Annotated in this window: 23 protein-coding genes; 11 read left to right on the forward strand and 12 right to left on the reverse strand. The window is 38.1% G+C overall.

Annotation, left to right across the window (positions count from 1 at the left end):
• The first annotated feature begins 3 nt into the window (after positions 1 to 3).
• Positions 4 to 2883: a valine--tRNA ligase gene (locus tag HMPREF0014_RS17485; protein ID WP_004885463.1), complete on the forward strand. Its 2880-nt coding sequence runs from the start codon at positions 4 to 6 to the stop codon at positions 2881 to 2883.
• Positions 2884 to 2947: 64 nt separating this feature from the next.
• Here the strand turns inward: HMPREF0014_RS17485 and HMPREF0014_RS17490 are convergent, their stop codons facing one another.
• The 3 genes from HMPREF0014_RS17490 to HMPREF0014_RS17500 form a co-directional block, all read right to left on the reverse strand.
• Positions 2948 to 3526 (reverse strand): methyltransferase domain-containing protein, encoded by a 579-nt coding sequence (locus tag HMPREF0014_RS17490; protein WP_004885462.1) that lies wholly within the window; start codon positions 3524 to 3526, stop codon positions 2948 to 2950.
• Between the two features lie 137 nt (positions 3527 to 3663).
• The gene (locus HMPREF0014_RS17495; RefSeq protein ID WP_004885461.1) at positions 3664 to 4680 is read right to left on the reverse strand and encodes a hypothetical protein; all 1017 of its coding nucleotides are present in this window, start codon (positions 4678 to 4680) and stop codon (positions 3664 to 3666) included.
• A 99-nt stretch (positions 4681 to 4779) separates the two neighbouring features.
• A complete protein-coding gene (locus HMPREF0014_RS17500) occupies positions 4780 to 5685 on the reverse strand; it encodes an AEC family transporter (protein WP_004885459.1) in 906 nt (301 codons plus the stop codon).
• A 116-nt stretch (positions 5686 to 5801) separates the two neighbouring features.
• Between HMPREF0014_RS17500 and HMPREF0014_RS17505 the strand changes: the two genes are divergently transcribed.
• The 3 genes from HMPREF0014_RS17505 (at position 5802) to HMPREF0014_RS17515 (ending at position 9136) form a co-directional block, all read left to right on the forward strand.
• Positions 5802 to 6686 carry a LysR family transcriptional regulator gene (locus tag HMPREF0014_RS17505; protein ID WP_004885457.1) on the forward strand — a complete coding sequence of 295 codons (885 nt, stop codon included), beginning with the start codon at positions 5802 to 5804 and terminating at the stop codon, positions 6684 to 6686.
• Between the two features lie 304 nt (positions 6687 to 6990).
• Entirely contained in the window at positions 6991 to 8178 is a 1188-nt protein-coding gene (locus HMPREF0014_RS17510) for an ammonium transporter (RefSeq protein ID WP_004885455.1), read from the forward strand.
• A 259-nt stretch (positions 8179 to 8437) separates the two neighbouring features.
• Complete coding sequence (locus HMPREF0014_RS17515) at positions 8438 to 9136, forward strand: phosphatase PAP2 family protein (protein WP_004885453.1); 699 nt, start codon at positions 8438 to 8440, stop codon at positions 9134 to 9136.
• Here HMPREF0014_RS17515 and HMPREF0014_RS17520 read toward each other — a convergent pair.
• The 5 genes from HMPREF0014_RS17520 to HMPREF0014_RS17540 all read right to left on the reverse strand — a co-directional run bounded on the left by HMPREF0014_RS17520 (position 9133) and on the right by HMPREF0014_RS17540 (position 16142).
• Positions 9133 to 10467 (reverse strand): two-component system sensor histidine kinase PmrB, encoded by a 1335-nt coding sequence (locus HMPREF0014_RS17520; protein ID WP_006580391.1) that lies wholly within the window; start codon positions 10465 to 10467, stop codon positions 9133 to 9135. The genes HMPREF0014_RS17515 and HMPREF0014_RS17520 overlap by 4 nt on opposite strands.
• A gap of 25 nt (positions 10468 to 10492) precedes the next feature.
• Positions 10493 to 11167 carry a DNA-binding response regulator PmrA gene (locus tag HMPREF0014_RS17525; protein ID WP_002051287.1) on the reverse strand — a complete coding sequence of 225 codons (675 nt, stop codon included), beginning with the start codon at positions 11165 to 11167 and terminating at the stop codon, positions 10493 to 10495.
• A 14-nt stretch (positions 11168 to 11181) separates the two neighbouring features.
• Complete coding sequence (locus HMPREF0014_RS17530) at positions 11182 to 12831, reverse strand: phosphoethanolamine--lipid A transferase (RefSeq protein ID WP_006580390.1); 1650 nt, start codon at positions 12829 to 12831, stop codon at positions 11182 to 11184.
• A 187-nt stretch (positions 12832 to 13018) separates the two neighbouring features.
• A complete protein-coding gene (locus HMPREF0014_RS17535; RefSeq protein WP_006580389.1) occupies positions 13019 to 14353 on the reverse strand; it encodes a DcaP family trimeric outer membrane transporter in 1335 nt (444 codons plus the stop codon).
• Between the two features lie 541 nt (positions 14354 to 14894).
• Positions 14895 to 16142 (reverse strand): MFS transporter, encoded by a 1248-nt coding sequence (locus HMPREF0014_RS17540; RefSeq protein WP_004885446.1) that lies wholly within the window; start codon positions 16140 to 16142, stop codon positions 14895 to 14897.
• 127 nt (positions 16143 to 16269) lie between these two features.
• On the opposite strand from HMPREF0014_RS17540, the gene HMPREF0014_RS17545 reads away from it, so the two are divergent.
• The 4 genes from HMPREF0014_RS17545 (at position 16270) to HMPREF0014_RS17560 (ending at position 19331) form a co-directional block, all read left to right on the forward strand.
• Positions 16270 to 16896, forward strand: a complete 627-nt coding sequence (locus HMPREF0014_RS17545) for a lysophospholipid acyltransferase family protein (protein ID WP_004885444.1) — start codon at positions 16270 to 16272, stop codon at positions 16894 to 16896.
• 67 nt (positions 16897 to 16963) lie between these two features.
• Positions 16964 to 17881 carry a patatin-like phospholipase family protein gene (locus tag HMPREF0014_RS17550; RefSeq protein WP_004705841.1) on the forward strand — a complete coding sequence of 306 codons (918 nt, stop codon included), beginning with the start codon at positions 16964 to 16966 and terminating at the stop codon, positions 17879 to 17881.
• Positions 17882 to 17986: 105 nt separating this feature from the next.
• Positions 17987 to 18448 (forward strand): NfeD family protein, encoded by a 462-nt coding sequence (locus tag HMPREF0014_RS17555; RefSeq protein ID WP_004885442.1) that lies wholly within the window; start codon positions 17987 to 17989, stop codon positions 18446 to 18448.
• Between the two features lie 28 nt (positions 18449 to 18476).
• Positions 18477 to 19331: an SPFH domain-containing protein gene (locus HMPREF0014_RS17560; protein WP_002051299.1), complete on the forward strand. Its 855-nt coding sequence runs from the start codon at positions 18477 to 18479 to the stop codon at positions 19329 to 19331.
• Between the two features lie 69 nt (positions 19332 to 19400).
• Here HMPREF0014_RS17560 and HMPREF0014_RS17565 read toward each other — a convergent pair whose 3' ends face one another.
• The 3 genes from HMPREF0014_RS17565 to prpF form a co-directional block, all read right to left on the reverse strand.
• Positions 19401 to 19769: an MmcQ/YjbR family DNA-binding protein gene (locus tag HMPREF0014_RS17565; protein WP_004885440.1), complete on the reverse strand. Its 369-nt coding sequence runs from the start codon at positions 19767 to 19769 to the stop codon at positions 19401 to 19403.
• Between the two features lie 59 nt (positions 19770 to 19828).
• Complete coding sequence (locus HMPREF0014_RS17570) at positions 19829 to 20740, reverse strand: polyprenyl synthetase family protein (RefSeq protein ID WP_000097114.1); 912 nt, start codon at positions 20738 to 20740, stop codon at positions 19829 to 19831.
• A gap of 159 nt (positions 20741 to 20899) precedes the next feature.
• On the reverse strand, positions 20900 to 22087 hold the full coding sequence (gene prpF / locus HMPREF0014_RS17575; RefSeq protein ID WP_004885439.1) for a 2-methylaconitate cis-trans isomerase PrpF: 1188 nt from the start codon (positions 22085 to 22087) through the stop codon (positions 20900 to 20902).
• Between the two features lie 378 nt (positions 22088 to 22465).
• Between prpF and HMPREF0014_RS17580 the strand changes: the two genes are divergently transcribed.
• Positions 22466 to 23821, forward strand: coding sequence for an amino acid permease (locus HMPREF0014_RS17580; RefSeq protein WP_004885437.1), 1356 nt, complete (start codon positions 22466 to 22468; stop codon positions 23819 to 23821).
• 97 nt (positions 23822 to 23918) lie between these two features.
• On the opposite strand, the gene nudC is transcribed toward HMPREF0014_RS17580, so the two are convergent.
• The gene (gene nudC / locus HMPREF0014_RS17585; RefSeq protein ID WP_004885434.1) at positions 23919 to 24698 is read right to left on the reverse strand and encodes an NAD(+) diphosphatase; all 780 of its coding nucleotides are present in this window, start codon (positions 24696 to 24698) and stop codon (positions 23919 to 23921) included.
• 289 nt (positions 24699 to 24987) lie between these two features.
• Between nudC and HMPREF0014_RS17590 the strand changes: the two genes are divergently transcribed.
• Entirely contained in the window at positions 24988 to 26511 is a 1524-nt protein-coding gene (locus HMPREF0014_RS17590; protein WP_004885433.1) for a cryptochrome/photolyase family protein, read from the forward strand.
• Between the two features lie 4 nt (positions 26512 to 26515).
• Complete coding sequence (locus HMPREF0014_RS25585) at positions 26516 to 26656, forward strand: DUF2256 domain-containing protein (RefSeq protein ID WP_023188215.1); 141 nt, start codon at positions 26516 to 26518, stop codon at positions 26654 to 26656.
• Positions 26657 to 26658 lie beyond the last annotated feature (2 nt).

The raw sequence follows: 26658 nt of genomic DNA on the forward strand, positions 1-26658 counted from the left end.
ACTATGACTGACGCTCAAACCGCTCAAAATATTGCCACCACCTACGATCCAACCGAGATCGAAAAGAAGTGGTACAAAACGTGGGAAGAACAAGGTTACTTCAAACCTTCTGGTCACGGTGAATCATTCTGTATCATGATTCCACCACCAAACGTCACTGGTAGTTTGCACATGGGCCATGGCTTTAACAATGCCATTATGGATGCCCTCACCCGTTATAACCGTATGATGGGTAAAAACACTTTGTGGCAACCGGGTACTGACCATGCTGGTATTGCAACTCAAATGGTGGTTGAGCGTCAACTTGGCTTACAAGGTGTAACTCGTCACGACTTAGGCCGTGAAAAGTTCATCGAAAAAGTTTGGGAATGGAAAGAACAATCTGGCGGCACAATTACCAAACAAATTCGTCGTTTAGGTTCGTCCGTAGACTGGTCACGTGAACGCTTCACGATGGATGAAGGTTTATCAAACGCAGTTAAAGAAGTATTCGTTCGTTTGCACGAAGACGGTTTAATTTACCGTGGTAAGCGTCTTGTAAACTGGGACCCTAAACTTCAAACTGCCCTTTCTGACCTTGAAGTAGAAAGCAAAGAAGAAAAAGGCTCACTTTGGCACTTTAAATATTTCTTTGAAGATAAATCAGTTAAAACTCAAGATGGCAAAGACTATCTCGTAGTTGCAACGACTCGACCTGAAACATTACTTGGTGATACTGCTGTTGCTGTTCACCCTGAAGATGAGCGTTATGCACACCTTGTTGGTAAAAATATTGTATTGCCAATTACTGGTCGTTTAATTCCAATCGTTGCTGACGACTACGTTGAAAAAGACTTCGGTACTGGCTGTGTAAAAATCACGCCTGCTCACGACTTTAACGACTATGAGTTAGGTAAACGCAATAGCTTGCCAATCATCAATATCTTCAACAAAAACGCTGAAGTTTTAGGTGAGTTTGAATACATTGCCAAAGCTGGTGAACAAATTTCTAAAACCATTACTGCACCTGCAGATTATGCTGGTTTAGAGCGTTTTGAAGCACGTAAAAAACTAGTTGCTCAAGCGGAAGTTGAAGGCTGGTTAGACCAAATCCAACCGTATGACTTAAAAGCGCCACGCGGTGACCGTTCTGGCGTGATTATTGAGCCATTATTGACTGACCAATGGTACGTAAAAATTGCACCTCTTGCTGAGCCTGCAATTGAAGCGGTTCAAGATGGTCGTATTAAGTTTGTTCCAGAGCAGTACAGCAACATGTACATGGCATGGATGCGTGACATTCAAGACTGGTGTATTTCACGTCAGCTTTGGTGGGGTCACCGTATTCCAGCTTGGTACGATGCAGATGGCAATATCTATGTTGGCCGTAGCGAAGACGAAGTTCGCGCGAAAAATAACATCGCGGCTGATGTTGAGCTTAAACAAGACGAAGACGTACTTGATACATGGTTCTCATCTGCACTTTGGACATTCTCAACTTTAGGCTGGCCAGAACAAACACCTGAACTCAAAACTTTCCACCCAACTGATGTGTTAGTGACTGGTTTTGACATTATCTTCTTCTGGGTTGCCCGTATGATCATGATGACCATGCACTTCATGAAAAATGAAGATGGTTCATCTCAAATTCCATTTAAGACTGTTTACGTTCACGGCTTGGTACGTGATGGTGAAGGTCAAAAAATGTCGAAGTCTAAAGGTAACGTACTTGACCCATTAGACTTGATTGACGGTATTGATTTAGAAAGCTTAGTCGCAAAACGTACGACTGGCCTCATGAACCCGAAAGATGCTGCGAAGATTGAAAAATCAACGCGTAAAGAATTCCCAGAAGGCATTAATGCTTATGGTACTGACGCAGTTCGTTTCACGTTCTGTGCCCTTGCAAACACTGGTCGTGACATCAAGTTCGACTTAAAACGTGTTGAAGGTTACCGTAACTTCTGTAACAAAATCTGGAACGCAACGCGTTTCGTTCTGATGAATGTTGAAGGTCAAACCGTTGGTCAACAAGCTCGCCCTGATCTATGGGAACTTCCAGAACAATGGATTATGAGCCGTCTGCAAAAAGCTGAAGCTGCTGTGCATCAAGCGTTTGCAACGTATCGTTTAGACCTTGCTGCTCAAGCGATTTATGACTTTATCTGGAATGAATACTGTGACTGGTATGTTGAGTTAACTAAACCGGTTCTGAACGATGCAGAAGTTTCAGAAGAGCGTAAAGCTGAAGTACGCCGTGTATTGCTTGCGGTGATGGAAGCTTCATTACGTTTGGCTCATCCGTTAATGCCGTATTTGACAGAAGAAATCTGGCAAACACTTGCTCCAATGCTTGGTCAAGGCGGCCCAACGATTATGACTGCTCAATACCCTATTCCTGAGCAAGCAAAAATCAATGAACAAGCTGAAGCAGATATGCAATGGCTTCAAGGTTTGATTGGTGCGGTACGTAACATTCGCGGTGAAATGGGCTTAGGTAATGCGCGTTTATTACCAGTATTACTTCAAAACATTTCTGATGCTGAACGTGAACAAATTACTCGTATTGAAGCATTGTTCAAAGCATTGGCTAAAGTTGAAAGTATTGAGTTCTTAGGTAAAGACCAAGAACCACCGCTTTCTTCTTCAAGTGTTGTAGGTCATGCATCGGTATTTGTACCAATGAAAGGCTTAATTGACCCTAAAGCTGAGCTTGGCCGTTTGCAAAAAGACTTGGATAAAATCCAAAAGCAACACGACCAAATTGCAAATAAACTTGCAAATGAAGGCTTTGTATCTAAAGCACCGGCAGCGGTTGTTGAAGGTGAAAAAGCGAAGCTTGCTGAGTTTGCTGCGCAGTTAGATAAAGTTAAAGCGAATATGGAGCAAATTGCTGCGCTTTAAGCTTTTTTAGTCGAATAAACCCAGAATCTGTGCAAACAGGTTCTGGGTTTTTCTATATTTCAAATCACTTTTTTTGTAGAATCAGCATATGGAGATGCCATGATTTTATGCAACCATTTAATAAAGGTAAATTTTCATTCATTTCTTTATGAAACAATAAATTAAAGTCACATAAAAATAAGTCGGCTATATCTTGATAAGTAAAACCTATAAATTTTGCAGGTTCTCTAGTAACCCATTCATCTTGAGTCCCCAATAAATCAACTACCAGAATTCCGCCTTCAGAAAGAGCATTTATCATTCGTTTAATTACGCTATAAAAATAACTTGGATCGCAAAAGAATAGACTTGATGAAGCAATAATTAAGCTTGCAGACGGGAAATTAAAGTCTTCAAAAGATTCATGATAGAAAATAAATTTAGAGTCATCTTTGAATCGCTCAGTACAAACTTTTTGCGCATCAATTGAAATATCAAAAGCATGAACATTAAATCCCTTTGAGAGTAGATAAGCAGATTCATTGCCAGCGCCACAGCCACAATCGATAGCAACTAAAGGTAAGTTAGGAAAATAACCTAAAGCCTTCTCTAAAATAGGTCTATGTTTAAGTTCTTTTGATAATTGAATAAATTTTTCATTCATAAATCCGATCTTTTAATTTTTATAATTTCCACACTATATTTTATAAAGAATATAACCTCAACGATTTCTTATTTCAGAATTTATTCCTTATCAAATCATCGGTAGCCTCATGGCTGCATATAAAGCCTAGAAGCTAATTAAAGCGCCTCATGCCCCAACAACATCTCTACCCCACTCACCCTTTTCAGGTGCTTTAAACGCTCCTTTTCCCATTTCACCTGCTGCTTTAACTCAGCACAATCAGCATCTATAGCTTTATACACATCACTAATATGTACATGCTCTGCTTTTACATTCTTGGCTAACTGAAAAGAATCTAAAATCTCAGCAATTTGGCTTTCAAGCTGCTGACTTTGTGCATCTAAAGCCAGTTTATAAAACCGTAACTGTTCGGCAGATAATTCTTTAGCGCCTAGCCCTTTATTCTGTTCAAGCTGTAATTGGAGTTTGAGTAAATAAAACAAATCCTGTTTTTCATAAGCCTGACTTGCTTGTTGAAACAACTCAGTTTTTTCCTGTTTCTTTGTTTCATCTTGCTCACGGTCTGGGTGAATCATCGCGGCAATTTTTAAATAAACTGTTTTGAGTGACTGCGCTGCCATTTGTTCAGCTTGTTCACGTTTCTGTTGCTGCCTTTGCTGTTTGGCTTGTTCACGCGCTTGTTGTTGCTCAGCCGCATACCGTTCAAAGTCTTCTTCTAAATCTGCACGTTGATCAACGCTTTCTTCATATTCAGATTTTATTGACTGAGCTTTTCTATTCTTTTTTACCGATTCCCCTGCATGCTGCTGATAAAAGGTATCAATCTGCTTTACTAGCTCCAACTGTTCAGCAGACAGCATTTTAGAGCACTTCAACATTTGTGCAAGCTGGGCAATTTTTTCATCGAGTTGTTGTATATCCGCTTTAGAAAACTCATGGCTATGCAATATATTCCAAAGTTGCTCTAACTGCTGAAATAGCACTATATGTAAATCGTTATACACAGGCATCAGTTTTTGCCGAATGTGCTGTTGAATCTCGGCTTGTGCATTTTGCCATGTGGCAAGGCTCACTTTTTGCTGTTCTATTTTATCAATCAGGCGATTCAATTTTTTCTGCTGTGCAGACGGTTCAGACCTTTGCTGCAAGCTCACTTTGAGATCAAAGGACATACTACTCATCCACCTGAAAAAGAAAAAAGTGTAGCAATAATCAGATGAGGAAGGTAGCCAAGCATTCTTTAAATATGAGTCAGCCTAAAGATTTATATCTTAAGAAATCCACCAAATCACTAATGGCAAAGTCACGGCGGCGCATAACGTTTGAAAGCTAATCACGGCTGCCATAAGCTGACTATCGCCACCCAAAACTTTGGTTAAAATGTATGAAGCAGAAGCAGTTGGTAGCGCAAAGAAAATGACTAAAATCTGTGTTTGCAAGCTTGGTAAACCAAACCACATGCAGACCGCGTAAGCCAAAGCAGGTACTGCTAAAAGTCGAGCAAACGTGTCTGCTGCTAATACCACAATATCTTTTTTAATTTGCATAAACTGCAAAGCTGCGCCAACACATAACAAACCTAGTGGCAAACTCGACACTGAAAAAAGCTTAATAAACTGGGTAAAGCCGCCCCAAATCGGGATGTGAAGTGCATTAACTGCTGCACCGACCACACATGATGCAATTAAAGGGTTTTTAAGGAGTGCAATCAAAACAGGTTTAATTGCCATGTGTTCCTTAGAAGTTAAAGCAAGCACCGAAATAACGTTTACCAGTGGAATGCAAAGTGCCAATAAAATCGCCAGAATTGCCATTCCTTCACTTTTAAAAAGCGAAGTCACTAAAGCCAAACCAATATAAGTATTAAAGCGAACCATACTTTGTACATGCACACCAAAACGTGCAGGCGGTATATGCCAAAACATTCGGAGTATGTATAAAAAGGCGGTCACAGCTAAGACCACAATCAACATCGCAATAATGGCTGTACTCAAACTTTGTAAGTCAATTTTTGCGGTCGATAGCGTACCGAAAAGCAAAGCGGGAAACAAAATATAGTAATTAAGCTTCTCTGCCCCAGCCCAAAACTCATCACTAAAAAAACGATATTTTTTAAATAAGTATCCCGATGCAATTAATGCAACTAAAGGAAAAAGAGATAAAACAATGCTATTCATTTCTTTACTCGAGTTTTGTTAGGGCTTGCTGTTTTGGCAATTAGCTTGGCTTACTCATATATTAAAGATAATGAAAACTCATGATAAAATGAGTTTTTACTCATAACAAATCCAATATGACCTTTACCCAGCTTGAAATTTTCGCACTCATTGCTGAACTAAAAAGTTTTACTGCCACAGCAGAAAAGCTGGGAATTTCACAGTCAGCAGTTTCTCATGCCCTTAAATCATTAGAACAACAATGGGGCATTAACCTCATTTCAAGAACTCAAAGCGATATTGAACTCACCACGACAGGTCAGCAGTTATTGACCCATGTAAAAGAGTTATTGAGTATTTCCGATACATTAGAAAAAGAAGTGGCTGCCATCCACGGTTTAAATGAAGGAACATTACGTATTGGTTCTTTTGGGGCATCATCCTCTATTTATCTACTGCCTGAAATTTTAGAAACCTTTCGGCAGCGCTATCCTAAAATCGAAATTTATATTGATGAAGGTGAAGATAAAGAAGTTGCTCAGTGGTTATTGGAACGGCGCATAGAGGTTGGTTTTTTAATTATGCCAGATGAGCGATTCGATACATTCCCTTTAATCGAAGATCGTTTTGTTGCCTTAATTCCGAGTGGTTACCCGCTTGCCCAGCAACTCTATATTGATCCAGCCCAACTAGAAAACTGCCCTTTTATAATGACAATGGCTGGTAGTCGACATCAGGTCGAATTAATTTTAAAAAACTTTAATGTGAAACCAGACATTAAATTTTATGTTTCCCAAATTCTAAGTATCGTCAGTATGGTACACAACCAGTTAGGAATCTCAATAGTCTCTGATATGGTCATCACCAAAGAGTTACTCTCACTTTATCCAAATGTAGTTAAACGCCCTTTTAAGCCAAACCTTAAACGCTCTATTGGCCTTGCAGTAAAAAACAAGAAACATATCAGTCCAGCCGTAAAAGCATTTATAGAGGTTGCTCAAGAGGTTTGGTCTAATAAATAATTTAGTAGAATTTAATTCGTTTTATATTTTAATAACGTACTCATTTGGGTCATTTTATAAACAAATTAGATGACTTTTATCATAAAAATGTGCCATTACAGCCTATTTAAAGCAAATTAACGCACCATTTATCGCCAAAAACTAATTTCACAATCCAAATTGGTGCGCTTATTGCATATTCACTTTATGCAATTGAGTTTGTTTCGGCAAACTTAGGTTTTTAGGTTCCTTAAATCTATTTTGGTGCAATTTACAGACCCAGATTTGTTCCAAAATGGAATTTAGCACTTTTTTCGAGCATGCTATGCAAAATGTAGATCTATTTTTCTTGTTACTTGGTGCAGTTTTGGTTCTTGCCATGCACGCAGGTTTTGCATTCTTGGAACTTGGTACAGTTCGCCACAAAAATCAGGTGAACGCGCTTAGTAAAATTCTGACTGACTTTGCCCTCTCCGCAATCGCATATTTCTTTGTTGGTTATTACATTTCTTATGGCCAGCATTTCTTCCATGATGGTACAGCGCTAGCAAGTGATCATGGTTACAACTTAATGCGCTGCTTCTTTTTACTGACTTTTGCTGCGGCAATTCCTGCAATTATTTCAGGTGGTATTGCAGAACGCGCCAAAATGCGTTCACAAGCAATAGCAACGCTCGCTTTAGTAGGTCTGGTCTATCCTTTTTTTGAAGGTATGGTCTGGAATGGTAACTATGGTCTACAAAAATGGTTAGAAGCGACCTTTGGCGCAGCTTTTCACGACTTTGCTGGTTCAGTTGTAGTCCATGCAATGGGTGGCTGGATTGCACTCGCTGCGGTTATTTTATTAGGTGCTCGTTCTGGTCGTTATAAGAAAGATGGTCGTGTAAGTGCTCACCCTCCTTCTTCAATTCCATTTTTAGCACTTGGTTCATGGATTTTAATCGTGGGCTGGTTTGGCTTTAATGTAATGAGTGCTCAACGTCTTGATGCTATTTCTGGGCTAGTTGCTATTAATTCACTTATGGCAATGGTTGGCGGAACGATTACAGCAAATGCAATTGGGAAAAATGACCCAGGTTTCTTACATAATGGTCCACTTGCCGGTTTAGTTGCTATTTGTGCCGGATCTGACATTGTTCATCCCGTGAGTGCACTTGTTATTGGTGGTATAGCTGGTGCCATGTTCGTATACCTATTTACCTATACTCAAAATAAACTCAAAGTAGATGATGTACTAGGTGTATGGCCTTTACATGGGGTTTGCGGTGCCTTCGGCGGTATTGCAGTGGGGCTATTTGGTCAAAAATGGCTAGGTGGTTTAGGCGGTGTATCTTTTGCCTCACAGCTCATTGGTACAGTACTCGCGATTGCTATTGCACTTGCTGGCGGTTTTATTGTTTATGGCATCCTTAAAGCGACCATTGGTATTCGTTTATCTCAAGAAGATGAGTTTCGTGGTGCAGATTTGTCTATTCATAAAATCTCTGCCAACTCTGAAGAAGGCATGTTTTGATTCAATGATTATGAAGCAGGATTTAAATATTCTGCTTCATATACCTCTTACAAATAAAACCTCTTAGTTTAAAAATAACTTTCCTTGATTAAAAACTATACTTTTAGTTTTCCATATATTCAATTTAATATATTGAAAAATATATTAAATTGAATATTTTTTTAAGGTTTAAAGATGAAATCCTGTTTAGTTTAAGAACAATTTAAGTTTTATTTTATGTAATGCCTTCAATTCACGCTTAAATTGATGTTAAAACACAATGAATCAACAAAAACATTTTTTTCAGCTTCAGCTTATTTTTCTTGCTATCAGCTTTTTTATACTTTTATTTGTATTCCCAGTGGGTGGAAAAATTGATATGTACCTCATCCAACCTTGGATTGATTCAACTGGTCAATTTTTTAATCGGGAAAATTGGTATCTCGAAAGGCTTAATCATCAAATCGTAAAAGACATTATCACTGCGGTTTATGTCATCTTTTTTGGTCTGTGGCTTGCTTCATTTAAAGTAGAAAAGTTAAAAATCTATCGCTGGCAATATGGTTATATGTTTTTTGTCAGCATGATTGGTAGCGGTGTTGTTGGTTTATTAAAATCACAATCTGCTCATGCCTGCCCTTGGAATATGGTTCATCCTAATAGTTTAGGTGGCTATATTTGGGACTTTACAGCAAAACATGGTCATTGTTTTCCAGGTGGTCATGCCAGTGCTGGATTTATCATAATGACCGGTTATTTTGTTTATCGTCTTGAACAACCAAAACGAGCTTATTTTTATTTATTTTCAGGCATTTTATTAGGATTTATGATGGGTTGGGCACAAATGATGCGAGGAGCACATTTCCTAAGTCATAACTTATGGACAGGTTGGGTTGTTTGGGCAGTGAACATTTTCTTTTATGCGATTTGTATTCATCGCTTTGAGTTCGAAAAACAATTAAAACAAGAGCTTAGTTAAGCTCTTGTTTCATGTAAATGTAAAACCTTAGGTAACTTCACTAAAACTGAAAGACCACCAAGTTCTAAACTTTTATCGAGAGTTAGAGTTCCACCAAGTCTTTGAGTTGCACGGTCTACAATTGATAAGCCTAAACCACTTCCCACTTCAAGATGATGGTGTACTCGATAAAAACGTTTAAGCACCTTATCGTAATTTTCAGGATCTATACCTGCGCCACTATCTTCGATTTGAATACAAGCAAAGTTATCTGGGTCGGTATAAACTGAAATGTTAATTACCCCCTGATGTGGTGTATATTTAATTGCATTATCAATTAAGTTAAAAATAATCGAATGTACGGTAGGTTCAATACTATGCATCTCGACAGGGTCATTTCTAACAAAGCCTAAATCAATTTCTTTTTGCATGGCTAAATTAACCAACTGCTCAACGCAATTTAAAGCCACATCATTGAGCTGGAAATAGCCAGTAGGTTCAACCATACTTAAAGTTACATCTTGCTTTGCCAACGCTAAAAGCTGCGTCACTAAATGCTGAATACGAGCTAAACCTTTGCTTAAATTTTGCAACGATTCATGCTCAGGAAACTGGCTTAACAAAATCTTGGTTTGTAAGTTCAATGCAGTAACAGGTGTTCGTAGTTCATGAGCAGCATCAGCAATGAATTGCTTCTGTTCATTTTGTGCTTTAGAAATACGATCAAACAGACGGTTCATTTCATCAATGGTAGGCAAAAGCTCTTGAGGATAATCATGCACCTCAATTGGTGTTAACTCCTCAGAATCACGCTCCATTAACTCATTTTTAAAATCATCTATTGGTTTTAAACCACGACTAATAATGGCAGCCAAGGCAAATATCGCGAAAGGTAAAATAATTAAATAAGGAATGAACATACTGCCTGCAAGCTCCCATGCGAAAGCTTCACGAACCCGCTCTTGTTGACTGACCTGAATTTGGTAGTCTTTCAACGGTAAAACATATGTTCGGACTACACCTTCAGCGGTTTTATGTGAATAAAAACCAGCTTGTTGCACTGGAGGAACCAGTAAATGTAGATGATGAGATAAATTCGCTTGGTCTTTATAAGCCCAAATATCTAAAAATAAATCTTCTTCGTGGTAAGTCCGATGTAAATCAAACTTACTACTTACTGTTTTTAAGGGATACTCAGCCGTTCTTTCCGCTAAATACTGCATTTGAGTATCTAGAATTTCATCGACTTCCTGAAGTGCAACCTTATAAGCACTAAAAATTAAAATACAACCTAAGATGACACTGAAAATTGAGGTGCCCCAAATCAGTCGTTTTTTTAATGAATAATGCACGTTCATGAAGTCCCGAAATCTTAAATTATGATTGCCCTAAACGGTAACCCAGTCCTCGGATAGTTCGAATAAAGTCTTTACCCAACTTAGCCCTTAAATGATGGACATATACCTCAATCGTGTTGCTGGTCACATCACTATCAAAGTCATATAACTTATCTTCCAAATTAGCTTTTGAGAAAATTTTATTTGGATGACTCATAAGCGGAATCAAGATTGCCCATTCACGATTCGATAAATCAATACGTTGCCCTTTAAATGTTGCAATGTGCTGTTCAACATTTAAAACCAGATCACCGCTTTCTAGTAGTTGATCTTGGCTTGCAAGTTGAGCCTCTACGCCACTACGGCGTAATAAAGCATGAATACGAGCAAGTAATTCATCAAACTCATAAGGCTTAATTAAGTAATCATCTGCTCCCAAATTCAAACCATCAACACGGTTTTGCAGTTGGTCACGTGCAGAGATAATTAAGACTGGTGTTGCTGCTCTTTGACGAATCTGCTTTAAAACTTGCATACCATCCATCATTGGCAATCCCAAGTCTAAAAGAATGAGATCAAACTTATTCTTTGCTAATTGGGCCAAACCATCTAAACCGTTATTGACCCATTCCACCTCAAATTGATGATATTGCAGCAACGTCGTTGTTGATTCTGCAATCATAAAATCATCTTCAATCATCAAGATTTTTGTCATGTTCTAGGCTCGCTTTAGTTTACATGGGCACAAGAGTGCAACATGTCCAGTTGAGGGTTGATGACCTGAGTTTGTACATCCAGCAAACTTAACAAACTTGGGAATAAATTATCCTGACTTAACTTTTGTTTAGTTTGTTGGTTTAAACAATTTACTTGAGCAAGATTATGTTGTTTCCAGCCATCAGAGAACCACATAATCATTGGAATATGTGTTTGTTGGCTCGGTGCGATTGAGTAAGGCGAACCATGCAAATACATACCATGCTCACCTGTCGACTCTCCATGATCAGATAAATACCATAAACCTGTTTGATAATTCGATACTTCTTTTAAAGTATTGATCATTTGGCTTAATACATGGTCTGTATACACGATTGTATTATCATAACTATTTAATAGCTCAGCTGGTGAACAACCCTGTATCGCATTAGTATCACAAGTTGGTTTAAATGGTTGATATCCCTCAGGTGCCCGTTTGTAATATGCTGGCCCATGGCTACCCATCTGATGTAATACAACTAAACGTGGACGTTTATCGTCTTTAGGAATAGAGGCCAAATACTGCTTTAAGCTATCAATGAGAATACCATCAAGACATTCACCATCTTTACACCATTTTTGCTTTAAGTCTTCTGGAATCTGGTATTGTTCAACACGATCACATGCACCTTTACAACCCGAGTTGTTATCAATCCAAGTCACTTGATAGCCTGCGCGTTTTGCAATATCTAGTAGGCCTTCACGATGACTTGCCAATTGCTCATCATAATCAGTACGAGGCATACCAGAGAACATACATGGCACAGAAACTGCTGTTGCCGTACCACATGAACTCACTTGAGAGAAGTTTAAAATATCTTGTTTAGAAAGCTCTGGGTTTGTATTTTTAGCATACCCATTGAGCGAGAAACTTTCTGCACGTGCAGTTTCGCCCACTACAAGTACCATGAGTTTAGGTAAATCTTTTTGAGTTTGCTGAACTTGATGGGCATCTTCACCATACTTCACAAGAGGAAGATTTTTCTTAGGCGCTTTTTTACGATAATAAGACATCACCGAAGAAATAGTGTTTTGAGGAGAGATCATTCCTTTTAAATCACGATGCTCTCTAAATATTGCTGCAAAATCAACATAATATGCAAACAACAAACCACCTACAACGGCAAATGCAAGAGCGATTGAAAGTACTTTTTTAAGCAAAAGCGGAAGTATTTTTTCTGATTTGAGTTTTACCTGAGTAATTAAAAAAATAGGTAAAATAACAAAGAAGATTGTCCAGAGCCCAAAACGCAAAGACAGTAAATCTGTAGCTTCAGCAACATCTGTTTGAGCAATATTCTGAATCTGATCAGGTGAAATAATGACACCTAAAGTATTTACAAAGTACGAGCTAAAACCACCAATAAATACCAGTAAAATGGCAAAAATTTTGGCCGTCCATTTCCAGTTTAAAATTTGTAAAGCCGCATAATAGGTAGCAACAACAATCACTACAGTAGCCGCTAAGAAAAAGGTCGCTTTTATACCTAAATATGGCGTTAACAAATGAACTTTCTTATAAAAACCAAAATTTAGAATTGCACCTAACCAAATGGCTATAATGAAGTTGAACATAAACAGGGAAATCTGCTTATTTCTTAATGTAGAAAAAAAACTCAGCATCTCTGGTTACTACGACCTTTTTTTATGATGCTCTACTGTAAAAATTGAAACTTAAAAATGACTTAAATAATAGAATGATCGGTATAAACCATTTTTAACGGCTTTACGCTACTTATTTATTTCAATTAAAAAAATGAGTCGAGACTCATATGAATCTCGACTCATTTCGCTAAAAAGCATTGAGAAATTAGAAGCTATACTTAGCCATTAAACCAATACGGTTATCTTTATAAGACTGGCCAGCAAACGTTTCACGTTTACCATTGACATATTCAAGGCCTAAATCAATTGGTTTAACAGGTGTATAGATGAAGTTAATCCATGCTTGCTGAACTTTTTCATTACCAGCTGTATATGCTTTTGCATAATCAGTGCCGTCATCAGCAAACTCTGCACCGTACGCTAAAGTTGAACGTAAGTTAGGTAAAATTTTATAAGTACCACCTACTTGTACAGCAACAAATTTATTTTGCTCGATATCGTTATTTACCAAAGTATAGGCAGCGTTACTACCATATAAATAGCTACTATCACCCACTACATATGAAACATCAGCGAAAAGTTTTAAAGGATCAGATACTTTAAAGTCCGTACCTGCAGCAATACCCCAACCAGTTTTGTTATCCTTATTACCAGTTGGTGATTTATAATTTTCTACTAATGCACGAGCTGATGCAGAACCTTTACCATCCGCATAACCTTGAGTAATTTTTGCTGTCAATACTGGTAAGCTATATTTAACACTGTCATTTAACCAGCTACCATTTGCATCTTGTTTACCATTAAGAGCAGTACTATCACCTTTTTCAGCAGAAACAAACAATTGTGTAGTTGGACCTAACTTGTAGCCATAGCGTACTTGAGGAACACGTTTTGTACCACCACCAACGTTTGTCGAGAAATCGATCATTTCTGGTGCATGAGTTGACAAGAAGTTAGACGTCGTTTGACCAAATAACCAGTCGTTATACGTTAAATAAGCATGACGAATACGTAATGAGCCATTCGAATCTGTTGTTGAGCCAGCAAAATCGACTTCGAGTTTACCGCCTACCTTAGCATCGCCAACAGGTGTATTAAAATCTAAACCAAGACGTGTGGTTTTAGCAGTCGAACGTAATTTATCTTTTGTTTTACCATCAGTTTTACTAACATCACCAAAGTCGTTATCGGCACCTTCGATAATATAGTTAGCATCACCACGAACGAAACCATAAAGGTTTACATCAGCACCAGCTTTAGATTTAAAACCTGCTAATGGAGAAGCAGGAGCTGCAACAGGTTGAGGCTGTGCTTTAACTTCAGCTAACTGCACTTGCTGTTGTTGCTGTACATGTTGCTGTTGCTGCTGTACTTGGCGCTGTTCTTTAACTAATGCTTTTAATGCTTCAACTTCTTGACGAAGTTTTTGAATTTCCTCTTTTTCAGAGGTTGCCGCATTTGCCCCACTCATCATTAAAGCTGTTACTGTAATAGCTAAACTTTTAACAACAAACGATTTACGATTAAGGAATAGATCCATCAAAAACTCCTAAAAATATATTTTATGTTGCTTATCCATGCCAAGTTGATTCGGTGACCATTGAGCACTAAAAAATCAACTATTCTCCAAATTTGATTGCATTAATTTTATTACCGCAATCAAAACCAATTTTAACGCTGGGTAAGATTAAAAATTCCAAATCAAAAGAAGCAAGACATACTTTTGTTTACAGAACTTTTACCTTGACTTCATGTTGTAACGAATCCTACACAACTCTCTTATCTTATAGAATGATTAAATCATTATTTCATTATTCTTTTTTAGACTTTAGGCTAATAAACCGTCTAAGTGAATATTTTTTTACCGACGTTGCTTGATTCACATAATTTTTCTTGTTACTTCCACCCTTTTTTCCTTTCTAGCGTCCATTTGCTACCCAAACAAGATGGCACAATTAATAAGCCATTTGAATAGCTAAAAATATACATTTTTAAAAGAATGAGTAAAGTTATAAGCACAAATTTTTAGCTTAACTTAATATGAATTAAGTTTCTTTATTTCATCAGCTTAATATCACTTTTTATACAGCTTTTGCTGCCTTCCATACGTAAATAGGAATTAAAAATAGTACAGCAATAGTGACAATAGCTATCAAATAATGGAAATAACCAAGTACATCTCCAATGATTCCACTCAAGGTATAAAGTCCCCCACTTACAGTCGCCATAATCGAAACCTGAAAAGTAAAATCGGTACCCGCATAGTTCTTTCGACTGTAATGCATAACCAAGGTTAGCATTACAACCAATAGCATGGCAGCAAAAGCATCTTCCAAAGCATTTACAGAATAGATAAGCCATGTATTTATTTTTATCTTCTGCTCATAAGCATAGGCCAAATAAACATACGCACCTAGACTCATGATTTTTAATATTGAAAAACTAATTAAGGTAGCTGGTCTAGAAAAATACTTTAATACCCATCCTGCAATAAATGCCCCCACTAAAGCAGCTACAGCACCTAGCATAGTGATGTAAACACCAATTTGGGTAAAGCTTAATCCCATATCAACCATTAAGGGTTTAAGTAATGGCCCGGCTAAGCCATCTGCCACTTTAAAAGTGATAAGTACCATTAACCAAGAGCGAAGCTCTTTATTTTGAGAAAAATAACTCAAATAAGACTTAATTTTTATCAATAAATTTGGCTGGCTAGATTGATTGTCAGAATGAGAAGTATGAGGAGGTTCTTTGAATAGTAAAACAGGTAGAGTATTGATAAATACTAAAGCAGCTAATAATAAAAAAGTTGGCTGCCATGACAACCAATCTAAACACCATAACACAGCTCCCCCACCTACAATAAAACCAAGCCGAGAGCCTACAACTTGAAATGTATTTCCCCAATGTTGCTGATCATGTTGTAATAAATTGACAGCTAAAGCATCGGTTGCAATATCTTGAGTTGCGCCCGTCGAGTTCATAAATAACAGTGCAATAAAAAATATAAATAAGTACAAAGGCTGATCTAAAGCCTGAATAGGAAAAAAAGATAAAATACAAAGTACTGCCACCGTTAAAAGCTGAGTGGGTAAAATCCAGCTACGATAATGACCTAAACGGGAAATTGCGTGTCGATCCACCCACGGTGCCCAAAATATTTTGATTGACCAAGGCACCATAAGCAGCCCAAAACCACCAATATGCGCGAGTGATACACCTTGAGCTCTTAATATTACGGGCAAAGCATGGGTCATAAAACCCACAGGTAAACCTTGCGCCCAATATAAGGAAAATAGCAAAAGATAAAGATTTTGCTGTCGAAACATATATACCTACTTTTATTTCTTTGTGCGGTAATAACATGAAATACCATGCGTAGTCTTACATTTTGCCAATGAAGCATAGATTTCAAAAGATTAAGATAAAACAAAGGATGATTTAAAACTTAAAAATATGGAACAACATTTCCCTAAGCTACCTCCACAGGTCCCTCAACGTGGTAATGCTTTAAGTCGAGCATTATTTAAAAAACTTTTTTTGGCTCAAGGCTGGACTATAGAAGGTGAAGTTCCTAACTTTCCTAAGGCTGTAGCCATTATTTCTCCTCACACATCCAATATTGATGGCTGGTATGGTTTTTTAGCTATTTTTGGGCTTGGCATTCAAATTACAGTACTAGGTAAAGACAGCTTATTTAAACCTCCTTTTAAACGTGTTTTAGATTGGGCAGGTGTTATTCCGGTAAAACGTGACTCTGCCAATGGACTGACTGAACAGGTGGTTGCAACCATTCAGGATTATGACAAAATCTGGATTGGAATGGCGCCAGAAGGCACACGTAAGAAAGCAAAAAAAATGAAGAGTGGCTTTTACCATATTGCTGCAAAGGCTAATATCCCGATTGTGATGTTCTCTTTTGATTATGATCGCAAGACTATTCACTGCTTAGGCTATTTAACTCCTAGCGGAAATTATGATGAAGATCTCGCCAAAATTTTTGAGCGTTATGATGGAAAAATATCACCGAAAAATCGTAATTGGCTTGCAGAACCTTTACAAAATCTTGTGAAAAAAACCTAGCAAAAATTGAGCGAATCTGGTCTGATGGGCCATCTTAATTTATCTTGCTATAGATTGTTTTTCAAAGATGAAAATTGCTCAATTTGCCAGTATCGGATTTATCTCTTTAGCCCTATTCGGCTGTGATAAATTCAGCAAAACACCAACACCGACCACTTCAGTTAAAGCACGCGAACCAGTTATTGCACTTGCCTTAGGCGGCGGTGGAGCAAAAGGATTTTCACATATTGGTGTTATCAAGGTCTTAGAATCACATGGTATTAAACCTAAAATTGTTACGGGTACAAGTGCCGGTAGTTTTGTAGGAAGTATCTATGCCAGTGGGCAAACACCTTATCAGCTCCAAAATCTTGCACTTAAATTACAAGAATCGGATATTCGTGATTTAACGCTTAATCGCCAAGGTATTATTCTTGGGCAAAAGCTACAAGATTATGTGAACCGTAACGTGGGCAATAAGCCTATTGAGAAATTCCCAATTCGTTTTGCCGCGGTAGCAACCCGTCTTGATAATGGTCAAAAAGCTGACTTTATTAAAGGTAACGCAGGTCAAGCAGTACGTGCGTCTTGTAGTATTCCAAACGTATTTGTACCTGCCACTATTGGCAATCAAAAATACGTAGATGGCGGATTAGTTAGCCCAATTCCTGTAAAAACAGCACGTGATATGGGTGCAGATATTGTGATTGCCGTTGATATTTCAGCACGTCCAGCAGGAAATCGCCCAGCGAATATGTGGGGATTACTTGATCAAACCATTAATATTATGGGTCAACAAAGTATTAATGAAGAGTTAAAGCTAGCAAACGTAGTCATCCAACCTAAAGTTGGGCACTTAGGTACACTCGATTTAAAATCAAGTAATGAAGCTATTTTAGAGGGAGAGAAAGCTGCTCAAGGCCAAATTCGTCAAATTGAAACTGCAATTGCGAATTTCAAAAAATCTCCAGCCGCATTTAAGCCAGCACCACGTCCTAAATTTTAATTGAGGTGGTTTTTTTCTATCCACACTTACTATCATCTGCTACAGTGGTAAAAGTGATATGAGATCACTTTTACCCATCATAAAGATATATAAAAGAGCAGATCTATGGAGTTTGTTGTAGAACCTTGGCACTGGTTTGTATTGGGTATCTTACTTATTCTTTCTGAGCTGATTATCCCTGCTTTTGCCGCTCTCTGGTTTGGTATTGCAGCCATTATGGTTTGCTTTCTCTATTGGTTATTTCCAGATATTAGCCTTACAACCCAAATTGTATTGTGGATTATTTTATCGGTGCTATGCACCATTCTTTGGTTCAAATTTATTAAACCCTTATCGATTGATAGAACTAAAGCAGGTTTACCTCGTGAGGCCACCATTGGACAAATTGGTATGGTGATTCAAACGGGACTTGCTCATGACCAAATTATTGTACGTTTCCCTATGCCTATTTTAGGGGCCGATGAATGGAACTGTCGCAGCACTAGCCCTGTGAAAGTCGGTGATCGAGTCCGTGTCATTGATATTTCGGGCAATGACTTAATTGTCCAGCCCCACAGTACTTCATAAACATTAAAGATAAAGAGAGGTTATTTTCATGCCAGTTGGTACCATTATTGTTTTAGCCTTTTTGGCTTTTGTAGCAGTTACTATTTTTAAAGGGGTACGTATTGTTCCTCAAGGTTATAAATGGATTGTTCAGCGTTTAGGGAAATATCATTCCACGCTTAATCCAGGTTTGAACTTCGTTATTCCTTATATTGATGACGTAGCTTATAAAGTCACGACTAAAGATATTGTGCTTGATATTCCATCTCAAGAAGTGATTACCCGTGACAATGCTGTATTGCTTATGAATGCAGTAGCTTATATCAATTTAACAACCCCTGAAAAAGCAGTGTACGGTATTGAAAACTATACATGGGCCATTCAAAACCTTGTACAGACTTCATTACGTTCTATTGTTGGTGAAATGGATCTAGATGATGCACTGTCTTCACGAGATCACATTAAAGCGAAGCTCAAAGCTGCGATCTCTGATGATATTTCGGATTGGGGTATCACTTTAAAAACTGTAGAAATTCAAGATATTCAGCCATCTTCAACCATGCAAGCTGCTATGGAAGCTCAAGCTGCTGCTGAACGTCAACGTCGTGCTACAGTGACTAGAGCTGACGGTGAAAAACAAGCTGCTATTTTAGAAGCAGATGGTCGTTTAGAAGCATCTCGCCGTGATGCAGAAGCACAAGTTGTCTTAGCAGAAGCATCTCAAAAAGCGATTGAAATGGTAACAAGCGCAGTCGGCGATAAAGAAACACCTGTCGCTTATCTATTAGGTGAACAGTACGTTAAAGCAATGCAAGACATGGCTAAATCGAGCAATGCTAAAACTGTTGTATTACCTGCTGATGTTTTAAATACAATCCGTGGCATTATGGGAAAGCATAATTAATTTAACTGCTTTCAATAAGTCATTGAAATAAAAACGGCGACCTGATGGTCGCCGTTTTCATATTGAGTATTATTGGTTGTTTAATCTTTTTTGATCTTTCAAAGGTAGCTTTTTTACGACTAAGTCATAAGAATCTCGAATCAAATCTTGAAGTAAATCACGAGTTAAGTTTTTATGCGGAGTAATAGAGATCCAGTGTTTTTTATTCATGTGATACCCCGGAATAATAAAAGGATAAAGCTCCTGATATTCCTGACTTTTATATGGATCACATTTAACAGTAATCATTTTTGTGCCCGTTCCTTCCCCTACTAATAAAAACACCTTTTCTAAAATTTTAAAGACATCGCATTCTGGACCAAAGGGTTGGCTTTGCTCACTAAAAGGAAGATTACACGCAATCTCTATTGCAACTTGATGGAGCTGATCACCATTCATTCTTATCTCCTTTATTCATTGAATATGAATACAAGCAGGATTATTAATTTGATTTTATATTAGTTGGTACGGGCTAAAAGGAATTGTGAAATCTCAACTAATTCTTTTGCATTTTCACCAAAATGCGCTAAAGCCTCAAAAGCTTGATCATGCAACTCTTTTGCATAAACCTGTGCTTGCTCAAGTCCCATTAAAGCAGGATAAGTCGACTTTTGTACTTGTTCGTCTTTACCAGCGGTTTTGCCTAAAGTTTCAGTGCTTGACGTAATATCCAAAATATCATCTTGGACCTGAAAAGCCAGTCCAATCGCTTGTCCGTATTGACGTAGTTTTGGAATTGCCTGATCTGTTCCAGAGAAAATTGTCACTGCACCCATCATAATGGCAGCCTGAATAAGCGCTCCCGTTTTATTACGGTGGATATTTTCTAGTTCGTCTTGAGAAATTTGTTTAGCTTCAGCTTGTAGGTCTAAAACCTGTCCACAAACCATTTTAGAGCTGGCTGTTGCTAAAATTTGAATTTGCTTTAATACAATTGCAGCATCAGTTCCCTGCCCTTGTTCATCAAACAAACGACTCCCTAAAACCTCAAAAGCCATCGACTGTAAAATATCACCTGCAAGTAAAGCGGTATCTTCACCAAATGCTACATGGCAAGTTGGCTGACCACGACGAAGTAAATCATTGTCCATACAAGGCAAATCATCATGCGCTAGCGAGTAGCAATGAATAAGTTCAACCGCAACTGCCGCACGGCGAGCAGCCGCAAAATTTGGATTGTCTTGTAAAGAAGCTGTGGCATAACACAAAGCTGGACGCACACGTTTTCCACCAAGCATAACTGCATGGTGTACTGCGCTTTTTAAAGGTTCAGGAATTGAAAATGCGGCGAGTGTTGTCAATAAATCTTGTTGAATACGTTGTTGAGCTTGTTTTAAAACATCCGCATTAACTTGAGAGAGTGATGACACAGTCGCCTCGTAAAATCAGTAGAGAAATTTTATTGAATGTGATGAAACATTCATGTGCTACATCATACACGATTCACTGTAAAAAGTGCGTGATGAGTTATGGATGTCAGAAGTAAAAAAGCCTCTCTATGGTAGAGAGGCTTTTCATTTAAATGACTTTTAGAAACTGTCACCCGGAACACGTACCCAACCTTCCATTAAGACACGTGCACTACGGCTCATAATGGCTTTTTTCACTACCCATTGACCATTTGTAAGTTCAGCTTGAGCACCAACACGTAATGTTCCCGATGGATGTCCAAAACGCACTGCTTCACGCTCGCCACCACCAGCTGCTAAATTTACCAATGTACCCGGAATGGCAGCAGCCGTACCAATTGCTACCGCTGCAGTTCCCATCATGGCATGGTGAAGTTTACCCATCGACAAAGCACGAACCAGTAAGTCGACATCATTTTCTGAAACGTTTTTACCGCTTGAAGCTGTGTAATTTTTCGGCTTAGAGACAAATGCAATTTTTGGTGTGTGCTGACGTGCAGCTGCTTCTGAAATATCTTTAATTAAACCCATCTGTACAGCCCCATATGCACGAATTTTTTCAAAACGTGCTAGTGCTGCTGCGTCACCATTAATATGATCTTGCAGTTCTGTACCTTGGTATCCTAAATCTTCTGCATTTAAGAAAATGGTTGGAATACCGGCATTAATAAATGTGGCTTGAAAACTACCAATCTCAGGCACATCTAATTGGTCAACAACATTCCCTGTCGGGAACATATCACCGCCCTCTTCACCATCATCGGCTGGGTCTAAAAACTCAATTTGAACTTCTGCAGCAGGGAAAGTCACTCCATCCAGTTCGAAGTCACCAGTTTCTTGAACTTGACCATTGGTGATAGGTACATGAGCAATAATGGTTTTTTGAATATTTTTTTGCCAAATTCGAACAGTACAGAGGCCATTTTCAGGAATTCGATTTTCATCAACCAAACCATTTGAAATCGCAAATGAACCAACCGCAGCAGTTAAATTACCGCAGTTACCACTCCAGTCCACAAAAGGCTGATCTATTGAAACCTGTCCAAATAAATAGTCTACATCGTGATCTGGCTGTGTGCTTTTAGCGAGAATAACGGTTTTACTGGTACTTGAAGTCGCTCCACCCATTCCATCAATTTGCTTTCCATAAGGATCTGGGCTACCAATGACACGTAGTAAGAGTTGATCTCTTGCTTGACCTGCCACCTGAGCTCTTTCCGGCAAATCATCAAGTTTAAAAAATACGCCTTTACTGGTTCCACCACGCATGTAAGTTGCTGGAATTTTAATTTGCGGTACTGAGCTCATATCAACTGTTATCCTTACTATTGTGTTTTTATATCTCGAAACAAACAGAGTTGTTTAGTCATCCGCTTCATCTTAAATCGTTTTGTGATCTAGAGATAGCGTTATGCTTTTATACATCAATCGTATTGACGCAGACTTATTTTGAGAATTTAGATTCATGCTCGCAATGACCGAATTAAGCAAAATCATGAAAAAAAGAGTCTATCAAAAATATATTTTTAGAATATTTTTTAATCATTTTTAAATTATTAAAAGCAAGTTAATGATTTTAAATATTTTTTAGTGTTACTTTTCAGTCACCGCTTGTTAATTTGTAGTCTAGGCTAAAATAAATCCATCTATTAGAATAATTTACTTATTCATAGTGAGTGAAGACCTTTGACCAACGAATCTTCTACACTGCAACGAGGACTAAAAAATCGACATATCCAATTAATTGCTATGGGTGGAGCAATTGGTACCGGATTATTTTTAGGCTCGGCGCAAGTGATTCAATCTGCGGGACCATCCATTATTTTAGGATATGCCATTGGTGGCTTAATTGCTTTTTTAATTATGCGCCACCTGGGAGAAATGATTGTTGAAGAACCTGTTGCAGGATCGTTCAGCCATTTTGCTTATAAATATTGGGGTAAATTTCCCGGATTTTTAGCTGGATGGAATTATTGGATACTCTACGTTCTGGTCGCAATGAGCGAACTTACTGCGGTAGCCAAATATATTAATTATTGGTGGCCTCATATTCCAGCGTGGACGTCTGTCTTATTTTTCTTTGTCGTGATTACGGCAATTAACCTAACAAACGTCAAATTTTATGGTGAGTCCGAATTCTGGCTCGCTATTATTAAAGTTGTTGCGGTTATCTCAATGATTGTTTTTGGACTATATTTGCTATTTACAGCAGATGTAGGTTCAAGCATTTCATTTAGCAACCTTTGGACACATGGCGGATTCTTTCCAAATGGCTTTAGTGGCCTGTTCTACATGTTGGCTTTCTTGATGTTCGCCTTTGGTGGTATTGAACTGATTGGTATGGCTGCAGCAGAAGCAAAAGATCCGAAAAAAACCATTCCAAAAGCAATTAACCAAGTTGTTTTCCGTATCTTGATTTTCTATATCGGTTCATTGGCAATTTTACTTTCATTAGTGCCATGGAACCAATTAGACCTTGGCGGTCTCGATAAAAGTCCATTTGTTATGATTTTTAGTCAAATGGGTATTGGTTGGGCTGCACACTTACTTAACTTTATTATTTTAACCGCTGCCCTTTCTGTTTATAACAGTGGGATGTTTGCCAATAGCCGTATGCTTTACGGTTTAGCTCAACAAGGTAATGCGCCAAAAATTTTCAAGAAAGTAAATAAACAAGGTGTACCTGTACCAGCAGTTTTATTATCTGCATTACTCATTTTTGGCTGTGTTCTTTTAAATTACTTTGTACCTGAAAATGCACTAAGTCACTTAATGTACATTGTAGTTGGAGCATTGGTATTAAACTGGGCGATGATCAGTATGACTCACCTTAAGTTTAAATCAGCAATGAAAAAACTCGGTCAAAAAACTCACTTCCCTGCACTTTGGGCACCATTTAGTAACTATTTGGTTTTAGGTTTCATTGCTGTTGTACTCTACATTATGTGGAGCCAAGGCTTTAAAGAGTCTGTAATGATGATTCCGATCTGGATTGTTCTTATGTTTATTTTGTTTAAAGTACTCAATGCTAAAGAACAATAATCTGAACATTTGTATTTAAAACATGAAAAAAGCCATTGTCTCGACAATGGCTTTTTTATTTAAGACGATAAGATTAAAACCATATTTGAATGTCTATTTAGAGCCACTGTTTCGTATCATCAGCGACAGGTGTGCCATGAATAACATGCATAATCATTGCATGCGCAATACTGCCTTTAAATGGAATTTCAGGTAATTGATCAAGTTTGAAAAATTGAGCATCACTCAGTTCTTTCTCCTGAATTTCAATTTCGCCCGCTTCATATTCGGCTTTAAAGGCCAACATTAAGTTACTCGGGAATGGCCATGGTTGACTCGCCAAATACTGAATATTCTTAATGTGTAATCCAACTTCTTCTAATGTTTCACGTCGCACAGCATCTTCTAGTGTTTCCCCCACCTCGACAAAGCCAGCGACTAAACTGTACATCTGGCCCGTATTTCTGGCACTTTTAGCCAGCAAAATCTCGTTCTCTCCACGTCTAATAATAGTAATCACACAAGGGTTAACTCTAGGATATTGACTGAAATTACATACAGGACAAGTCATAGAATATTCGGTCTTATGCTGCTGGGTTTTATGTCCGCAACGGCTACAAAACTGATGATTACGACGCCACTCGAGTAACTGAAAAGCACGACTCGCTTGTTCAAATTGCGGTTTAGTCCAATACTGCAAGAGTTGGCGAATAGGTATGAATTGATATCCATTTGGTATAGGTTCACCTTCTTGGAAATCTCTTGCTATTACTTGAGGGTCTGCTTGTATATGTAAATCATGTTCCTGCAGTTTAAGGCAAGGCAGATTAAAATTCGCATCAACCAAAAGTTGTTGCTGCTGAAAAATATAAGCAATAGAAAGGTTGTCGGTATCCATTTATATACTCGAGTGAAGAACCTTTCGACGGCCTCTATAGCTCCTTCAAAAGGATCAGACTTAAAACATATTTTTCAAAAATCTTACGCATATTGGTAAACACCTTCAATTTATTTAATTTGTATCTTTTTGATTAAAATCACATTTTATTCACGTATACTATGCTTTTAAGTTATAACTATGACTTTATAGCTAACTGACCAGTGATGAACTTAGCAGCACTGCTTCACATAAAATTGATCTATGAAAACTTAGACTAGTTTTAGTTCCATCTCATGAAGCAAAAAATATGCGATTTGGTTTAATTCTGGGTGATCAATTAAATCACCAACTCGCAACGCTCAAGTATTTAAACCGAAATGAAGACGTTATTTTGATGGCTGAAGTGCTTGAGGAAACATCTTATGTTGCTCATCATCTACAAAAAATAGCGCTGATTTTTAGTGCAATGCGACACTTTGCAAAAGAATTAAAAGCACAGGGCTGGAAAATCCGTTATCACACATTTAAGCGCGAAAGTCATATAAAAAAGTTAGTCGACTTTATTGCTTTGCAGCAGCAACACTTCTTCGCGAATGCTCTCGTCATTACCCAATGTGGTGAATATCGTTTGCAGCATGAAATCGAAAGTTCATGGGCTAACTCACTAAAACTATCTGTTATTTGTTTAGAAGATGATCGCTTCTTTTGTACCGTAGAACAATTCAAGCAATGGGCAAAGAAATATGAAACGCTAAGAATGGAATACTTTTACCGAGAAATGCGCAAGCAAACTCAATATTTAATGTATGACCAACAACCCATAGGCGGGCAATGGAACTTTGATCAAGCCAATCGAAAAGCATGGTCAGGCGATCCACCTTTGCCACCAAAATTAGCGTTTGAGCATGATCAAATTGATATAGATGTTATTCGACTGGTCAAGAAAGAATTTTCTCAACATATCGGCAATATCGATTCCTTTCAATGGGCAACTACCCGTCAAAATGCCTTGCTTGCTTTAGATGATTTTATTTCTAACAACCTAACCCACTTTGGCGATTATCAAGATGCTATGGTTTATGGTTCAGACTTTATGTTTCATAGTCTGCTCTCGCCTTATTTAAATTGTGGATTATTATTACCCAAAGAGATATGTGACGCTGCTCAAACAGCCTATTACAACGGACAGGCCCCCTTAAATGCAGTAGAAGGATTTATTCGCCAAATTTTAGGATGGCGGGAATATGTGCGTGGAATCTATTGGTTATCTATGCCTGACTATAGCGATCAAAATACCCTTCATGCCACCACGCCGCTGCCACAATATTACTGGACAGGTGATACAAAAATGGCATGTATGGCCGAGTGTTTCAGAACTACCTTTGAACATGGCTATGCTCACCATATTCAGCGTTTAATGATTACAGGCAACTTTGCGCTTTTAGCAGGTGTAAATCCATCAGAAATTTGCGAATGGTATTTAGCTGTCTATGTAGATGCTTATGAATGGGTCGAATTACCGAATACTTTAGGCATGGCGATGTATGCAGATGGCGGCATCATGGCAAGTAAACCCTATGCTGCATCAGGTAATTACATACATAAAATGTCAAATTATTGTCAGCACTGTACATATAACGTCAAAACCAAAACTGAACCAGACAGTTGTCCATTTAACAGCTTGTATTGGTATTTTATGAGCCAGCATGAGGCCATATTTCGTCAAAATCCCAGAATGGCGATGGTCTACAAAAACCTTGATCGTATGAAAGATAAAGCTTCTGTCATGAAGCATGCAAAGTTACTTATTCATCAACTTGATGAGCTTTAACATCATGAAAAAACAGCATCTACCCCAGAAAATATGTGTCTATTGTCAACGCTCTTTTAACTGGCGAAAGAAATGGGAGCGTTGCTGGGAAGAAGTAAAATATTGCTCTGAAAGATGTAAACGACACGCCCGCTCGAATAAGTAAAT

The sequence above is a fragment of the Acinetobacter sp. RUH 2624 genome (assembly GCF_000162375.2).
Classification (GTDB): Bacteria; Pseudomonadota; Gammaproteobacteria; order Pseudomonadales; family Moraxellaceae; genus Acinetobacter; species Acinetobacter nosocomialis.